The sequence below is a fragment of the Streptomyces sp. HP-A2021 genome, from assembly GCF_022807935.1.
Taxonomy (GTDB): Bacteria; Actinomycetota; Actinomycetes; order Streptomycetales; family Streptomycetaceae; genus Streptomyces; species Streptomyces afghaniensis.
On the sequence record NZ_CP094344.1, the window covers coordinates 6,449,843 to 6,465,538 of the forward strand.

The 15,696-nt window shown below is 72.1% G+C and carries 11 protein-coding genes; 7 read left to right on the plus strand and 4 right to left on the minus strand.

The features are described from left to right. Window positions 1–79: 79 nt before the first annotated feature. A complete protein-coding gene (gene pepN, locus MQE23_RS29205; RefSeq protein ID WP_243380710.1) occupies window positions 80–2,653 on the minus strand; it encodes an aminopeptidase N in 2,574 nt (857 codons plus the stop codon). A gap of 55 nt (window positions 2,654–2,708) precedes the next feature. Next, window positions 2,709–3,605, minus strand: coding sequence for a LysR family transcriptional regulator (locus MQE23_RS29210; RefSeq protein ID WP_020272144.1), 897 nt, complete (start codon window positions 3,603–3,605; stop codon window positions 2,709–2,711). A gap of 96 nt (window positions 3,606–3,701) precedes the next feature. On the opposite strand from MQE23_RS29210, the gene MQE23_RS29215 reads away from it, so the two are divergent. Together MQE23_RS29215 and MQE23_RS29220 are read left to right on the plus strand one after the other, a co-directional pair. Further along, on the plus strand, window positions 3,702–4,961 hold the full coding sequence (locus tag MQE23_RS29215; RefSeq protein WP_243380711.1) for an MFS transporter: 1,260 nt from the start codon (window positions 3,702–3,704) through the stop codon (window positions 4,959–4,961). Between the two features lie 5 nt (window positions 4,962–4,966). Further along, window positions 4,967–5,449, plus strand: coding sequence for a DUF1203 domain-containing protein (locus MQE23_RS29220; protein WP_243380712.1), 483 nt, complete (start codon window positions 4,967–4,969; stop codon window positions 5,447–5,449). Here the strand turns inward: MQE23_RS29220 and MQE23_RS29225 are convergent. Next, window positions 5,446–6,462 carry an aspartate-semialdehyde dehydrogenase gene (locus MQE23_RS29225; RefSeq protein ID WP_243380713.1) on the minus strand — a complete coding sequence of 339 codons (1,017 nt, stop codon included), beginning with the start codon at window positions 6,460–6,462 and terminating at the stop codon, window positions 5,446–5,448. The two genes, MQE23_RS29220 and MQE23_RS29225, sit on opposite strands and share 4 nt — an antisense overlap. Window positions 6,463–6,824: 362 nt before the next feature. On the opposite strand from MQE23_RS29225, the gene MQE23_RS29230 reads away from it, so the two are divergent. Together MQE23_RS29230 and MQE23_RS29235 are read left to right on the plus strand one after the other, a co-directional pair. Next, window positions 6,825–7,361, plus strand: coding sequence for a sigma-70 family RNA polymerase sigma factor (locus tag MQE23_RS29230; RefSeq protein ID WP_037669751.1), 537 nt, complete (start codon window positions 6,825–6,827; stop codon window positions 7,359–7,361). A gap of 1 nt (window position 7,362) precedes the next feature. Further along, a complete protein-coding gene (locus MQE23_RS29235; protein ID WP_243380714.1) occupies window positions 7,363–8,367 on the plus strand; it encodes a hypothetical protein in 1,005 nt (334 codons plus the stop codon). A gap of 67 nt (window positions 8,368–8,434) precedes the next feature. Here MQE23_RS29235 and MQE23_RS29240 read toward each other — a convergent pair whose 3' ends face one another. After that, window positions 8,435–11,731, minus strand: coding sequence for a S8 family serine peptidase (locus tag MQE23_RS29240; RefSeq protein WP_037669734.1), 3,297 nt, complete (start codon window positions 11,729–11,731; stop codon window positions 8,435–8,437). Window positions 11,732–11,950: 219 nt separating this feature from the next. Here MQE23_RS29240 and MQE23_RS29245 point away from each other — a divergent pair, with 219 nt between their 5' ends. From MQE23_RS29245 to MQE23_RS29255, 3 genes are all read left to right on the plus strand, one after another. Next, on the plus strand, window positions 11,951–12,418 hold the full coding sequence (locus MQE23_RS29245) for an NUDIX hydrolase (RefSeq protein WP_243380715.1): 468 nt from the start codon (window positions 11,951–11,953) through the stop codon (window positions 12,416–12,418). A gap of 256 nt (window positions 12,419–12,674) precedes the next feature. Further along, the gene (locus MQE23_RS29250; protein WP_020273216.1) at window positions 12,675–14,429 is read left to right on the plus strand and encodes a TIGR03767 family metallophosphoesterase; all 1,755 of its coding nucleotides are present in this window, start codon (window positions 12,675–12,677) and stop codon (window positions 14,427–14,429) included. A gap of 93 nt (window positions 14,430–14,522) precedes the next feature. Continuing rightward, window positions 14,523–15,662 carry a serine hydrolase domain-containing protein gene (locus tag MQE23_RS29255; RefSeq protein WP_243380716.1) on the plus strand — a complete coding sequence of 380 codons (1,140 nt, stop codon included), beginning with the start codon at window positions 14,523–14,525 and terminating at the stop codon, window positions 15,660–15,662. Window positions 15,663–15,696: the final 34 nt, after the last annotated feature.

Here is a 15,696-nt window from a genome sequence, read left to right on the forward strand (position 1 = left end):
CCTTGCGCAGGCGCATGCACAGCAAGGGGGCGCCCGGCACAGTGCCGGGCGCCCCCGCAGTCGTGACGACGGGGAACGGCTACTCCGCCGCCGCGTCCGCCCGCTGTGCCCGCAGCGCGCGCTCGACGCCCGCCCGGGACTCCGAGACCAGCCGCCGCAGGGCCGCGGTCGGCTCGGCGGAGGTCAGCCAGGCGTCCGTCTTGTCCAGGGTCTCCCGGGAGACCTGGACCGTCGGGTAGAGGCCCACGGCGATCTGCTGGGCCATCTCGTGGGAGCGGGAGTCCCAGATGTCCTTGACCACCTCGAAGTAGCGGTCCGCATACGGGGCGAGCAGCTCACGCTGGTCGGTCTGGACGAAGCCGGCGATGACCGCCTCCTGCACGGCGTTCGGCAGCTTGTCGGAGTCGACGACCGACGCCCACGCCTCCGCCTTGGCCTCCGGGGTCGGGCGGGCCGCGCGGGCCGTGGCGGCGTGGCGCTCACCGGCGGCCGTACGGTCGCGGTCGTACTCGCCCGCGATCTCCGTCTCGTCGAACCGGCCCACGGCCGCGAGCCGCTGGACGAACGACCAGCGCAGCTCCGTGTCGACGACCAGGCCCTCGATCGTCTGCGAGCCCTCCAGCAGCGCGTCCAGCAGGTCCAGCTGCTCGGGCGTGCGGGCCGTCGCGGCGAACGCGCGCGCCCACGCCAGCTGGTGGTCGCTGCCCGGTGCCGCCGCCCGCAGGTGGGCCAGCGTCGCGTCGGTCCAGCGGGCCAGCAGCGCCTCGCGGGCGGCCGGGTCGGCGTACAGGTCGACCGCCAGCTTCACCTGGCGCTGCAGCGACTGCACGACACCGATGTCGGACTCCTTGCCGATGCCGGACAGCACCAGGGACAGGTAGTCGCGGGCCGCCAGTTCGGCGTCGCGGGTCATGTCCCAGGCCGACGCCCAGCACAGGGCGCGCGGCAGGGAGGACTCGAAGTCGCCGAGGTGTTCCGTCACGAAGGCCAGGGACTGCTCGTCCAGGCGGACCTTCGCGTAGGACAGGTCGTCGTCGTTGAGCAGGATCACGGCCGGGCGGCGCTTGCCGACCAGCTGTGGCACGGCGGTCAGCTCGCCGTCCACGTCCAGCTCGATCCGCTCCTCGCGCACCAGCTTGCCGCTGGCGTCGTCGAGTTCGTACAGGCCGACGGCGATCCGGTGCGGGCGCAGCGTCGGCTCGCCCTTCGCGCCGGCGGGCAGGGCCGGGGCCTCCTGGCGGATGGCGAAGGACGTGACGACACCGTCGGCGCCCGTCTCGATCTCCGGGCGCAGCACGTTGATGCCGGCGGTCTCCAGCCACGCCTTCGACCAGGACTTCAGGTCCCGCCCGGAGGTCGTCTCCAGGGCGCCCAGCAGGTCGGACAGGCGCGTGTTGCCGTACGCGTGCGCCTTGAAGTACGCCTGCACGCCCGCGAAGAACTCGTCCTCGCCGACGTACGCGACGAGCTGCTTGAGCACGGAGGCACCCTTGGCGTACGTGATGCCGTCGAAGTTGACCAGGACGTCGTCCAGGTCGCTGATGTCCGCCATGATCGGATGCGTGGAGGGCAGCTGATCCTGCCGGTAGGCCCACGTCTTCATGGAGTTGGCGAACGTCGTCCACGAGTGCGGCCAGCGCGAGCCCGGAGCGGAGGCCTGGCAGGCGATGGACGTGTACGTGGCGAACGACTCGTTCAGCCACAGGTCGTTCCACCACTCCATCGTCACGAGGTCGCCGAACCACATGTGGGCCAGCTCGTGCAGGATGGTCTCCGCGCGCACCTCGTACGCCGCGTCCGTCACCTTCGACCGGAACACGTACTGGTCGCGGATGGTCACCGCGCCCGCGTTCTCCATCGCGCCCGCGTTGAACTCCGGCACGAACAGCTGGTCGTACTTCTTGAACGGGTACGTGTAGTCGAACTTCTCCTGGAACCACTCGAAGCCCTGCCGGGTCACCTCGAAGACGGCGTCCGAGTCGAGGTACTCGGCGAGCGAGGGGCGGCAGTAGATGCCGAGCGGGACGGACTGGCCGTCCTTCTCGTACACGCTGTGCACCGAGTGGTACGGGCCGACGATGAGCGCCGTGATGTACGTCGAGATGCGCGGCGTCGGCTCGAACACCCAGACGCTGTCCTGCGGTTCGGGCGTCGGCGAGTTGGAGATGACGGTCCAGCCCTCCGGCGCCCTCACGGTGAACTGGAAGGTCGCCTTCAGGTCCGGCTGCTCGAAGCTCGCGAACACGCGGCGGGCGTCCGGCACCTCGAACTGGGTGTAGAGGTAGGCCTGGTCGTCGACCGGGTCGACGAAACGGTGCAGGCCCTCACCGGTGTTGGTGTACGCGCAGTCGGCGACCACCCGGAGGATGTTGCGGCCCTCCAGCAGGCCGCGCAGGGCGATCCGGGAGTCCGCGAAGACCTCGGCGGGGTCGAGGGAGTCCCCGTTGAGGGTCACCTCGTGCACGGCCGGGGCCACCAGGTCGATGAACGACTCCGCCCCGTTCTCCGTGACGTCGAAGCGCACCGTGGTCACGGACCGGTAGGTGCCGCCCTCCTGCGCGCCGGAGAGGTCGAGTTCGATCTCGTACGACTCAACGGCGAGCAGCTTCGCCCGCTGCTGCGCCTCTTCGCGGGTCAGGTTTGTGCCAGGCACGCGGTCATCTCCTCGGTATGGGTGGGTTGCGCCATCTTTCCACGGCAGCCTCGCATCAGGCGACGACCTGGGTGTCTCCTAGGGATACCCCTCGCCCGGCGAGGGCCCGGGCGAACTCGCGCACCGCCGCCGTTTCCCCGTCCCGGTGCCACACCAGGCCGAGAGCCGACTCGGGCACGCCCTCCACCGGTACGAACACCACGTCCTCGCGCCGGTGGTACGCGGCCGTGGGCCGGCACAGCAGCATGGCCGCGCGGCCGGCCGCGACCTGGGTCAGGCCCTCCTGCAGGGTGGTCACCGCCGGGCCCGGCACGGCGGACGGGGCGTGGGCCGCCCGCCAGTACGCGGGGGCCGGGGGAGCGGCCGTGACCAGCGGGGCCGCCGCCACCTGCGCCGCGGTCACCTGCGCGAGGGACGCGAACGGGTGGTCCCGGCCGACCGCGACCGTCTGGGGCCGCTCGGAGAAGACCGGGCCCAGCACCAGGTCGGGTTCCTCGACGGGAAGCAGGACGACCGCCGCGTCCACCGTGCCCTCGCGCACGGCGCCGAAGGGATCGGCGAGCGGAATCTCCACCACGTCCGTCACGCACTCCGGGTGCGCGGACCGGAAGGCCCGCACCGCCGCCGTCAGCCCGGTGTCCGCCGTCCCCTGGAAACCGATCCGCAGGGTGCCCTCGACACCCCGGGCGGCGGCCCGTGCGTCGTCCACGGCGTCCCGCAGCCCGCCGTACGCCGGACGCAGCCGCTGTACGAACCGCTCGCCGAGCGGCGTCAGGGCGACCCGGCGGCTGGTGCGGTGCACCAGACGGCCGCCCACCCGGCGCTCCAGCGCGCTCAGCAACTGGCTCACCCTGCTCTGCGAGACGTACAGCCGCTCCCCGGTCCGGCCGAAGTGCAGCTCCTCGGACAGCACCAGGAAGCACTCCAGCTCCCGCAACTCCAGCCCCGCCACGGCCGTTTCCCCTCGGTTCCGATCGATCAGTCCCGCTCATGCAAGGGTGAGGACTTCGCCGTTGTTCCCGGGCGGGCCGCGCAAAAAGGTGGAGGCATGCCCTCCACCAGCTCCACGACCTCCATGACCACCGCCCCGGAGACCGGCACCGGCAGGCCGGCGCGCCCCTGGCCCGCCGTCCTGGCCCTGGCCGGCGCCACCTTCTCCGTCGTCACCACCGAGATGCTCCCGGTCGGCCTGCTCACCTCGCTCGGTACCGGCCTGCACGTCTCCGCCGGCACCGCCGGGCTCGCCGTCACCCTGCCCGGCCTGGTCGCCGCGGCGAGTGCGCCCCTGCTGCCGGTCGCGGCCCGCCGCGCCGACCGGCGCACGGTGCTGTGCGCGCTGCTGCTCCTGCTCGGGGCCGCGAACGTGCTCTCCGCCCTGGCCCCGCACATCGCCGTCCTGCTGCTCGCGCGCGCCCTGGTCGGGGTGTGCATCGGCGGGGTGTGGGCGATCGCGGCCGGGCTGGGGGCACGGCTGATGCCGCCGGACCGGGCGGGCCGGGCGACCGCGCTGATCTTCAGCGGGATAGCGGTGGCCTCGGTGCTGGGCGTCCCCGCCGGCACCTTCCTCGGCTCGCTCGCGGGCTGGCGCTGGGCGTTCGCCGCCCTGGCCGTCCTCGCGGCGGCCGTCGCCGGAGCCCTGGCCCTCGCCCTGCCGCCGCTGCCGCCCGAACGCCCCGTCAGGCTCGGCACGTTCCCGGCCCTGCTGCGCACGCCGCCGGTCTCCCGCGGCCTGCTCGTGACAGCGCTGCTGGTCACCGGCCACTTCACGGCGTACACCTACGTCCGCCCGGTCCTGGAACGCGTCCCCGGTCTGGGCGCGGGAACGGTCAGCACCCTCCTCCTCGGCTACGGCCTGGCCGGAGTCGCCGGCACCTTCGCCGGCGGATGGCTGGCGGCCCGCGACCCACGCCGGGCCCTGCTGGTCATCGCGGCCGGGCTGGGCACGGTCGTCCTGCTGCTGATCCCGGCGGCGGTCTCGCTCGCCGCCTCGACGCCGCTGCTCGTCGTCTGGGGCCTGGTCTACGGGGGCGTCTCGGTGTCCGCCCAGAACTGGCTGTCGGCCGCCGCACCGAGGGCCCGCGAGGCCGGTTCGGCGCTCTTCGCGGGCGTCTTCAACACGGGGATCGCGCTGGGCGCGTTCACCGGGGGCCGCGCGGCCGACGCCCTCGGCCCGACGGCGGTGCTCTGCGTGGGCGGTGGCCTGGCGCTGCTGGCCCTGCCCGCGGTCGTACGGGCCGGGCGGCCCGGGGCAGAGGCAATACGACGTCCGGATTCCGCCGGTACGGAGGCCCCGGGCGCGCAAGTCTGAGGAGCATGACGACGACGTACACCGCAGAGCCCATCGCCCCGCGCGTCCTGAAGGAACTGCGCGCGACGGACGACGCGGGCCGCCCCACGGCCCCCTTCACCGACACCGAGGGCGGGGCACCCCTCCGCTGCTGCCTGTGCCGCAGCGAGCCCGGCGAGCGCATCGCCCTGGTGTCCTACGCCCCGCTGCGCCGCTGGGCGGCGGACCAGGGCGTGGACCCCGGCGCGTACGACGAAGTGGGCCCGGTCTTCATCCACGCCGACGACTGCCCGGGACCGGACGCCGGCGCCGCCCTGCCCTTCACCAACGCCCACCGCACGGTCCGCCGCTACTCCGCCGAGGGGCACATCCTGGGCGGGCGGCTGGTCCAGGAGCCGGATGCCTTCGAGCGGGCCTTCGGGGAAGCGTTCGACGACCCGGCCGTGGCGCTCGTCCACGTCCGGGCCGTCGAGTACGGGTGTTTCCTCTATGAGGTCCGCAGGGGCTAGCCCTTGAGCTCGGCCGCCACCAGCTCCGCGATCTGGACCGCGTTGAGGGCCGCGCCCTTGCGGAGGTTGTCGTTGGAGACGAAGAGGGCCAGGCCGTTGTCCACCGTCTCGTCGCGGCGGATGCGGCCGACGTAGGACGGGTCGTTGCCGGCGGCCTGGAGGGGGGTGGGGATGTCGGAGAGCTCGACGCCCGGGGCGTCCTTCAGCAGCTCCGTCGCGCGCTCCGGGGAGATCGGGCGGGCGAAGCGGGCATTGATCTGCAGCGAGTGGCCGGAGAAGACCGGGACGCGCACACAGGTGCCGGAGACCTTCAGCTCGGGGATCTCAAGGATCTTGCGGGACTCGTTGCGGAGCTTCTGCTCCTCGTCGGTCTCGTTCAGACCGTCGTCGACGATGTTGCCCGCGAGCGGCAGTACGTTGAAGGCGATGGGGCGCTTGTAGACGCCCGGCTCGGGGAAGTCGACCGCCTCGCCGTCGTGCGTCAGCTTGTCCGCTTCGGCGACGACCTTCTGCGTCTGGCCGTGCAGCTCGGCGACGCCCGCGAGGCCGGAGCCGGAGACCGCCTGGTACGTGGCGACGACCAGGGCTTCCAGGCCCGCCTCCGCGTGCAGCGGACGGAGCACCGGCATCGCGGCCATCGTCGTGCAGTTCGGGTTGGCGATGATGCCCTTGGGGCGGTTCGCGATCGCGTGCGGGTTCACCTCGGAGACGACCAGCGGCACCTCCGGGTGCTTGCGCCAGGCGGAGGAGTTGTCGATCACGACGGCGCCCTGGGAGGCGACCTTCTCGGCCAGCGCCTTGGACGTGGCACCGCCCGCGGAGAACAGCACGATGTCCAGGCCGGTGTAGTCGGCGGTCGCCGCGTCCTCCACCGTCACGCCGTCCAGCTGCGTGCCCGCGGAACGGGCCGAGGCGAACAGGCGCAGCTCCGTGACCGGGAAGTTCCGCTCCGTGAGGATCCTGCGCATGACCGTGCCCACCTGTCCGGTGGCTCCGACGATTCCGACCCTCACGGTGACTCCCTCTCCTGCGTCTCTTCACGTACTCGTTGCTTGGCCGAGGCTTTTCCATCATGCGGCCGACCACGGCCCGCCTGTCCACTTCTTTCCCCGGTCTGCCCGGGGAGTGGGACGACGTGTCCCGTTCCATGGTTGCGGACGTCCGGCGCCCACCCCCGCTGAGCTGGAGAAAATCGTCTGCCGGGGGGGCATACGCCGCAAGGTCGCCTGCCCCTGTTGCTCTCGGCCACACGGGAGTGTGACGTATGCCTCTGCCGTCCTGCCACGCCCTGCCGTCGTCCTGCCGGAAAAAGGACCGAACGTTCCGGGCCGTGCCGGCGTCATAGGAGAAACACGGCGAGGGGGGGTGGCTTGTGCTGCTGCGCGGGAGGGCCCGGCGGGGCCGGGAGGCGCACGCCGGGACCGGCGACGATCCGCTGGACGCGGCACAGGAGCGCCGGGTGCGGGCGGTGCTCGCGCTCGGCGGAGTGCCGCAGGCGGACCTGCCGGACGGGGTGCAGCAGGTCCGCCTGCGGTTGCTGGAGCGGGCCGCGAGCGGCCGGGAGGCGCCGCGGGACGTGTCGGCGTGGGCGGCGGTGGTCGCGTCCAACCTGGCCATGGACTGGCACCGCGCCAAACGCCGCCAGGAGCGCCTCGGGGAGCGGCTGGCCGCCCTGCGGCAGCCGGCGCATCCCTCCGGCGAGGACACCAGCGTGCTGTCCCTCGCCGTCGCCCAGGGCCTGGACGAGCTGCCCGACGCCCAGCGGCAGGTCGTCGTGCTGCGTTTCTACGCCGACCTGCCGGTCCGGTCCATCGCCGAGCAGCTCGGCGTCCCGGAGGGCACGGTCAAGAGCAGGCTGCACACGGCGGTACGGGCTCTGCGCGCCCGCCTGCACGAGGACGAGGTGGTGTGACGTGACCGCCCGGAACGACGACGACCGGCGCGACGCCGACTACGACGGCATGGACGCGCTGATGGCAGTGCTCGTCGGCGACCCGCTGCCGGAGGGGGCCCGTCGGGACCCGACTTTCATGACGGCCCACCGCGCGGCCGCGGCGGACGTGGCACTGCTACGGGATCAGTTGCTGCTGATGGGAGACACCCTGGCGAACGCCACAGGGGCGGACGTGGCCGGCCCCGAGCCGGAGCCCCGCGCCGGGACCGACACCGGGGCGCGGACTCGAACGGAAGCGGCGGCTCCGCCGGGGGGACCCCCGGCGGCCGACCCGCGCTCCGCGCACGCTGCCGGGCGGGGGGCGGGTGTGGACCCGTCGCCGGAAGTGGTGGATCCGCCGGGGGGAGTCTCGGTGGACGGCCCGCGGGCCGTGCACGCCGACCTGTCGGGCGCGGCCGGTGACCCGTCCGTCAGGGTGCTGCCCATGGGGTCCCGGGCACATGGGGGGCGGTCCGGGCGGCGTAGTCGGGCCCGCGGTGTCGTCCTGCGCGGGCTCGTCGCTGCCGTGGCCGCCACCGTCGTGGTCGGTATGGGATGGCTCGTCGTGCAGGGCGATCACGGGGCGGGGGACGATGCGGGCTCCGGCTCGGCCGCCGATACCGCGGCCGGTCCGGCGCGTGGCCAGGAGGGCGCCAAGCTCGGTCACGCCGGTTATCTGGCCTGCGCCCGGCTCGTGGCCGAGGGCACCGTCGTCGAGGTCGAACCGTTCCCCGGTGCCCGCCAGGACCGCGTCACCCTCGACGTGGGCCGCTCCTACAAGCCCGCCAAGGGCCAGGACCGGATCGTCTTCCCCATGGACGAGGACGTCGACCCCCGGCCGCGGCCGGGCGACCACGTCCTCGTCGGGATCACGCGCGGGCAGGCCCAGCCGGACCTGTGGAGCGTCGGCGAGAAGGAGATCGCCCCCGAACGCGCCTGGATCACCGCCGCCCTGCCGGAGTCGGCGACCCTGCCCTGCGAGTGAGCAGCGGACGGAAACAGCGAGGGCGGGCGCCCAGCCGGGACGCCCGCCCTCCGATGCCGTCCAACCGCTACGGCACGACCTTCTCGATCTTCACGCTGCCCACGCCCGCGGCCGTCCCGCGCGCGTTGACCAGCTGGACCTCGCCGAAGAACTCACGCCCCTCGGGCGCGGTCGCCGCGGCGGTGACGCTGCCCGAGACCGTCGCCGAGTCGCCCGTGCCGAGCTTCACCGGCGCCGACCCGTCGACCGTGACGCTGCCGAGGGAGGGAGCGAAGAACACGTCCCGGTAGTCGTACTCGGTCGTGCCGGACGGCACCGAGTAGCCGACGACCTCGACGGTGTACTTGCCGGCGGCCGGCGAGGGCACGGAGACCGACTCCTCCGAGTCGCCGTCGGCGGACCTGCCGACCTGCTTGCCGGCGGCGTCGTAGACCACCAGGTCCAGGTCAGCGGCGGCGTCCGAGACGCGGCCGATGGCCACGTCCAGCGACTTCGCGCCCGCGGGCACCTCGACCGTGGTGGTCTGCGTCTCGCGCTGCTTGATCGACGGACGGGTCGTCTTCGACGAGCCGAGCGAACCACCCACCAGCTTGCCGTCGATCGCGGCGAAGCCGTTCGTCACCTTCCAGGAGGCGGCGGCCGGGGTGCCGACCTTCGCCTCCTTCACGGTCACGGTCTCCGGCTCGAAGGCCACGCCGAGCACGGCCACATCCAGCTTGTACGGGTTGTCCAGCAGCGGCGACGTACGGCGCGACTCGACCTCGATCTCCCACACGCCGGGCTGCGGGTCCGCGTAGGAACGCACGTCGGGGCGGCAGGTGTTGGCCGGGTTCGAGTAGTTCGGGTAGCAGTTGACCGTCGACGTCGGGTCGGACGGGACGCCGTACGGGTGGATGGAGATGAACCGGGTCTGGCTCTTGTCCTTCAGCCCGCCCAGCGCGACCTCCAGCGTCTTCGCGCCCTCGGGCACGGTGACGTAGTAGTGCCGCGAGCTGTTGCGCTGCACCGAACCGGACGCGGAGAACGTGTACTTCAGCGGCGCCGCGACCACGACCGTGTTCAGGACCTGCTTGTCGATGCCCTCGGTCTTCGGGTCGTCGACCTCCAGGATCGCGCTCTTGATGCCCGCGGACTTCGGCGCGGCCTGGACCTTGACGGTGACCGGCTTGTTCAGCGGCAGCTTCACCTCGTCGGAGCCGACGATCCGGAACGTGCCGCCCGCGTTGTTCTCGAAGTGCAGCTCGTGCCGGACCGCCTTGTCGGCGCCGGACGTACGGGTGACGGTGATCTCGTACGTCTTCTTCTGGCCGGCCTTCAGGCCGCCCTCACGGTCGTACAGGCCCGTGCCGTAGCCGGGCGTCTTGAGCTTGTCGTCCATCGCGGTGTCGACCGGCGCCTTGACCGTGTACGCGTGGGAGGCCGCGCCGTCGCGGATCGAGTCCCAGGCGTCCTCGATGTTCATCAGGCCCGCGCCCTCCTCGTACGCCTGCACACCCTTGATGTGGTCGGCGGTCGAGGTGAGGGCCGTGCGCAGGGTCGCCGGCGTGAGTTCGATCTTCTTCTGCTCGGCGGCCGACAGCAGCAGCGCGGCGGCGCCGGCGGCCTGCGGGGAGGCCATCGAGGTGCCCTGGAGCATGCCGTAGCCGGCCGGCAGGGAGTAGCCCGCCTCGGCGACCGGGGCGCCCGGCATCCACGTCTGGATCGTGTTGATCGCGGCACCCGGGGCGACCAGGGTCGGGGTGAAACCGCCGTCCTCACGCGGGCCGCGCGAGGAGAACGGCATCAGCGCGTACTTCTTCTCCACGACCGAGCCGTAGTTGGCGGCCCAGGTCTCCTTGGAGACGGACGCGCCGACCGAGATCACCTTGTCGGCCAGGGCCGGGTCGCCGATGGTGTTGGTGCCGGGGCCGGAGTTGCCCGCGGAGATCACCAGCTGCACGCCGTAGGTGTCGATGAGGCGCGTGTACAGCTCGGCGCGCGCGTTGTTGCCGTCGTTCAGCGCCGGCAGGCCGCCGATGGACATGTTGACGATGTCGACGCCGCGCTTGGTGACGAGGTCGATCATGCCCTCGGTGAGCGCGACGTTGGTGCAGCCGCCGGACCAGGTGCAGGCGCGCGAGGAGACCAGCTTGGCGCCCGGCGCCGCGCCGTCCATCTTGCCGCCGAACAGGCCGTTCGCGGCGGTGATGCCCGCGACGTGCGTGCCGTGCTCGGACTCGATGACGCCGATGTTGACGAAGTCGGCCTTCGCGCCGGCGCCGTTGTAGACGACGTCCTTGCGGATCTCGACGACGAACGGCTGCCGCTCGGCGATGTCGGTCTTCGGGTCGTCGGTGCCGAAGTACCCGATCTGGAAGCCGTCCTTGTACGGCTTCATCGCGGTGTCGTCGGCGAAGTCGAAGTTGTTGTTCAGGTCGACGCGGACCGTACCGGCGGCCGGGTCGTACAGCACGCCCCAGGAGTCCGTGGTGTCGCCGTCGCGGTTGGCGTCACCCGCGGCGTCACCGCCGGTGGTGTACGCCTCCTTGAAGGTGCTCACCCGGTACGACCCCGACGGCGCCTTCCAGGTCCTGCCGTCGTGCGTGAACGTGGGGCCCGCGACGGAGGTGTCCATCCGGCGCCAGGTGTTGTCGTTGTCGACGACCGGGTCCGTCGCCGTCACCCAGTCGACGATCTTCCGCTCGCCGGTGGTGGTCTTCTGCAGCGCCGGGTGGCCCAGGTCGACGCCGGAGTCCAGGATGCCGATGGTGATGCCGCGGCCGTCCGCCTTCGGGTGGTCCTCGACGAAGTCGACCGCGCCCGTCTCGAAGGACGGGTTGTACGGGTTCTCCGCGGGGGTCTTCTTCCCCGGCGCCGGGTACGTCCCCGCGGCGGCCTTGGCCCCCTTGGCGGTGTCCGCGGCCGGCGTCGGGTCGTCCAGCGGGATCTCCTCGCGCAGGTCGATGCCGTGCACGGAGGAGAGCTTGGCGGCGGCGGCGATGGCCGAGTCCGCCCGGGACGTCGGGACGGTGGCGCGGACGTAGCCCAGCTTGTCGTCGGCCCGGCCCACCGAGCCGCCCTTGACCGCGTCCAGCTGCCCGGCGACCTGCTCGGTCTGCCCGGGCGCGGTGGCGATCATCATCGTGACGGCCTTGTCGCCGTCGGCCTTGGCCTCGGCGAGCAGGTCCGCGTCACCCGAACCGAGCTTGTCGTGCGCCGACTTGACGTCGGTGTCGGCCGGGGCCGACGCGCCCGGCTCGTCGGCGGCGAAGGCCAGGGGGACCGGCCCGGCCGCGGAGAGGGCGGCGACGAGACCGGCGGCCACGGCGACGCGCGCCACGCGTCTCCTGGCCGATATCGGGTCACGCTGGGGGGTGTTGGTCATCGGCATCCCTTGTAGGTAAAGGAACGAGCGGGAGCGACCGGAACCGATCGGCCCTGGTCGCGACCGTCCGGATCGCAGGCCCGGACGATCGCACAGCTTTACGCAAGGTGACGTTCTTTGGGGAGGGTTGACCGAATCGAAATGGATGTATGGGGAAAACCCGCGATGCGTTTTGCGGGCATGAGTCCCGAAGGCGGCGAAATCGGTTAACGTCCCGGAGTGCGACAGAAGTTGAGGGTGGCGGCCTACGCCATATGTGTCCGTGACGGACAGATCCTGCTCGCCCGTTCCCCGGCCCCCGACGGCACCCCCGAGTGGGTCGTGCCCGGCGGCGGCATGGAGCACGGCGAGGACCCCTACGACACCGTGCGGCGGGAGGTCGAGGAGGAGACCGGGTACCGCATCGAGGTCACCGGACTGCTCGGCGTGGACTCCTCCCGCCGCGTCTTCCGCGAAGGCCTCGGACGCGCCGTCGACCACCACGCCGTCCGCTTCGTCTACGAGGGCCGGATCATCGGCGGCGAACTGCGCAACGAGGTGGGCGGCTCCACCGACCTCGCCGCCTGGCAGGACCTGGACGCGGTGCCCGGACTGGTCCGGGTGGGGATGGTCGACATCGCACTGCGCCTGTGGCGGGAACGGCCTGCCACCGGACGGCTCGCCGACGTCCTGGAGGACGCCGAATAGAGCCTGCCCGAACGACAGGTCTCAGGTGCAGTACCCCGGAAGATGAACACCGCGTGACCGACTCCCGGCCGTTCCCGGAGCGGCCGACGACGCGCGGGGTAGTCCAAGATCCACGTACGGTGATCGGCGCTGCGCGTTGCCACCCCGTTTACGCGCAGGTCATTCCCGGTGCCAACGATCCAGTACGAGCGGGATGTTCGCGTGTCGAGCGTCCCGCGACCACTGCCGACGCGTTCGCACTCGGGGAGAGAAGCGCATGTCGCGCACACGCTCAGTCGCCGGCTCCGGCCAGGGCATCCACCGTCGTTCCGTCCTCGCCGCCACCGGAGCGGTCGCCCTGTCCGCGGGTGTCGGCTACGCCCTGCGGCCCAGCGACAGTCAGGCCGCCACCGCCACGGAGACCACCGAGGCGGTCGCCGCCTCCTCCCGCCGGGCCCCGGCCGCGCCGCTGGCCCCGTACACCAAGGGCACGACCCTGGCGTCCGTGGCCACCCCGCGCGGCTCCGGCTACCGGCGCCTGGGCGACGGACCCGGCTGGCAGCGGGTCGTGCGCTCCGACCTGGCCGCGCCCAAGTCCGGCCGCGCCGGGCGCCGTACCGCGCTCGCGGCGTTCGTACAGCTCACCGACCTGCACATCATCGACGCCCAGCACCCGCTGCGCCTGGAGTACCTGCGCTCGGCCGACATCCACGCCTGGCGGCCGCACGAGGCGCTGACCGTGCAGGGCGCGATCGCGCTCGTGGAGCGGATCAACGCGCTCCGCGGCGCCCCCGTCACCGGCGCCCCACTGCACTTCGCCATGACCACCGGCGACAACACGGACAACAACGCCAAGTCCGAGCTGGAGTGGTTCCTGAAGATCATGAGCGGCGGGCGCATCACGCCCAACTCCGGGGACCCGCGCCGGTACGAGGGCGTCCAGAACAGCGGCCTCAAGCAGTACTGGCAGCCGGACGCCGCGGTCCGCGACAGCGACAAGCAGGCCGGTTTCCCGCACCTCGACGGCTTCCTGAAGGCCGCCATCCGCGAGGTCCGAAGCCCGGGCCTCAACCTGCCCTGGTACTCCACGGTCGGCAACCACGACTCCCTGCCGATGGGCTGCTACGCCTCGCACGGCGACTCCTACCTCACCGAACTCGCCGTCGGCGGAAAGAAGCTGATGGACGTGTCCGCGGCCGAGGCGCAGCGGCTGCAGACCCTCATCAAGAAGGCCCGGGACCCCGAGGGCGTCCGCTACGAGGACTTCCTGAAGTCCCACGCCCGGGCCATGCGTTCGGTCACCCCCGACGAGAGCCGCGCCCCCTTCACTCCCACCGAGTACCTCCAGGCGCACCTGGACCCGGCCTACCGCGGCATCGGCCCGGCCGGCCACGGCTACTCCTCCGCCAACCTCGACTCGGGCACCCAGTACTACGCCTTCCGCATCTCCGACGACGTCATCGGCATCAGCCTGGACACCACCGACGCGGGCGGCCACTACGAGGGCTCAATCGGCACGGCCCAGCTGAAGTGGCTCGACCGGACCCTGCGGGAGAACAAGGACTCCCACGCGGTGATCTTCAGCCATCACACCAGCAAGACGATGACGAACACCCGCATCGACCCGGCCCGCCCCCAGGAGCGCCGCCACAACGGCCAGGAGGTCCTCGCCCTCCTCGGCGGCCACCGCAACGTGCTCGCCTGGGTGAACGGCCACATCCACAAGAACGTCATCACCCCGCACGCGATGTCCTCCGGCGGCTCCTTCTGGGAGATCTCCACGGCCTCCCACGTCGACTACCCCCAGCTCGCCCGGGTCATCGAGCTGACCGACAACAAGGACGGCACGGTCTCCCTGTTCACCACGCTGGTGGAGTCCTCGGCCCCGCACCGCACGGACTTCTCCGACCTCTCCCAGACCGGCCTCGCGGCCCTCTACCGCGAGCTGTCCCTCAACGCCCCCGGTGCGAGCACGACCCTCGGCGGTGACCCGGAGGACCGCAACACCGAGCTGGTGCTCAAGAAGGGCTGATTCCCGCTCAACCCCGCCCGGGCCGGTCAACTCCGGCCCGCCGACTCGCGGTCCCACCCGCCGACACCGCTCGACATGACGGGGGTACGGGACATGAACAGACGCGCACGCACGATCCTGACGGCGGCGACGGTCGTGGCACTGTCGGCGGCCCTGGCGGGCCCCGCCGTCGCGGCCCCGCCCACCGGCGGCCACGAAGCGACCCGGCAGGCGGTACGGGCCGCGGTCGCCGACGGCGTCCCGGGCGTGACCGTGAGAGTGCAGCGGGGACACGGCGCCTGGGCGGCCACGGCCGGTGTCGGCGACCTCGAGACGGGCAAGCCGCGTTCGACGCGCGACCACTACCGCGTCGCCAGCATCTCGAAGACGTTCGTCGCCACCGTCGTCCTGCAACTGGAGGCGGAGGGGCGGCTGTCGCTGGACGACACGGTGGAGAAGTGGCTGCCGGGCGTGGTCCGGGGCCACGGCCACGACGGCCGCGAGATCACCCTCCGCCAGCTCCTGAACCACACCAGCGGCGTCTTCGACTACCTGGCGGACCCCGGTTTCCAGCGGACGTACATGACCGCGGACGGCTTCATGAAGCACCGCTTCGACGAGGCGGACCCGGCGGAACTGCTCGCCTTCGCCCTGGCGAACGAGCCGTACTTCGCGCCGGGCAGTTCGTTCAGGTACTCCAACACGAACTACCTCCTGGCCGCGCGGGTGATCGAGAAGGCCACGGGCAACGGCTACGGCGAGGAGATCGACCGGCGCATCATCGCGCCGCTGCACCTGACCTCCACGTCCGTTCCCACCACCCGTGTGACCCTGCCCCGGCCCAGCAGCCGCGCCTACTCCAAGCTGGCCGAGACGGACACGGGCCCGACGTACGACGTCACGGAACTGAACGCGCGTCTGGCCTACGGCTCGGGCCAGATGGTCTCCAGCTCGGCCGACCTGAACCGCTTCTACTCGGCGCTGCTCCGCGGCAGGCTGCTCCCGCCCGAGCAGCTGAAGAAGATGAAGACCACGGTTCCGTCCAGCCGGGAGACCAGCCGCTACGGCCTGGGGCTCGTCGACCGCAAGCTCAGCTGCGGCGTCCACGTCTGGGGTCACGACGGCGGCATCAGCGGCTCCAACTCGGACGCCGTGACGACCGAGGACGGCCGCCACACGCTCGCCGTCAACTTCAACGGCGACTGGTCGGGCAGCATCCGCGCGATCGTCGAGGCGGAGTTCTGCGGCACGTAGGACGGTGCCGTCTGTCCGCTTGGTGAGAGGCCCG

Excerpts from the sequence above, each read along its gene's own strand:
- MQE23_RS29240 (WP_037669734.1), bottom strand. The coding sequence starts at position 11,731 with ATGACCAACACCCCCCAGCGTGACCCGATATCGGCCAGGAGACGCGTG.
- MQE23_RS29220 (WP_243380712.1), top strand. The coding sequence starts at position 4,967 with ATGACGACGACGTACACCGCAGAGCCCATCGCCCCGCGCGTCCTGAAG.
- MQE23_RS29255 (WP_243380716.1), top strand. The coding sequence starts at position 14,523 with ATGAACAGACGCGCACGCACGATCCTGACGGCGGCGACGGTCGTGGCA.
- MQE23_RS29250 (WP_020273216.1), top strand. The coding sequence starts at position 12,675 with ATGTCGCGCACACGCTCAGTCGCCGGCTCCGGCCAGGGCATCCACCGT.
- MQE23_RS29215 (WP_243380711.1), top strand. The coding sequence starts at position 3,702 with ATGCCCTCCACCAGCTCCACGACCTCCATGACCACCGCCCCGGAGACC.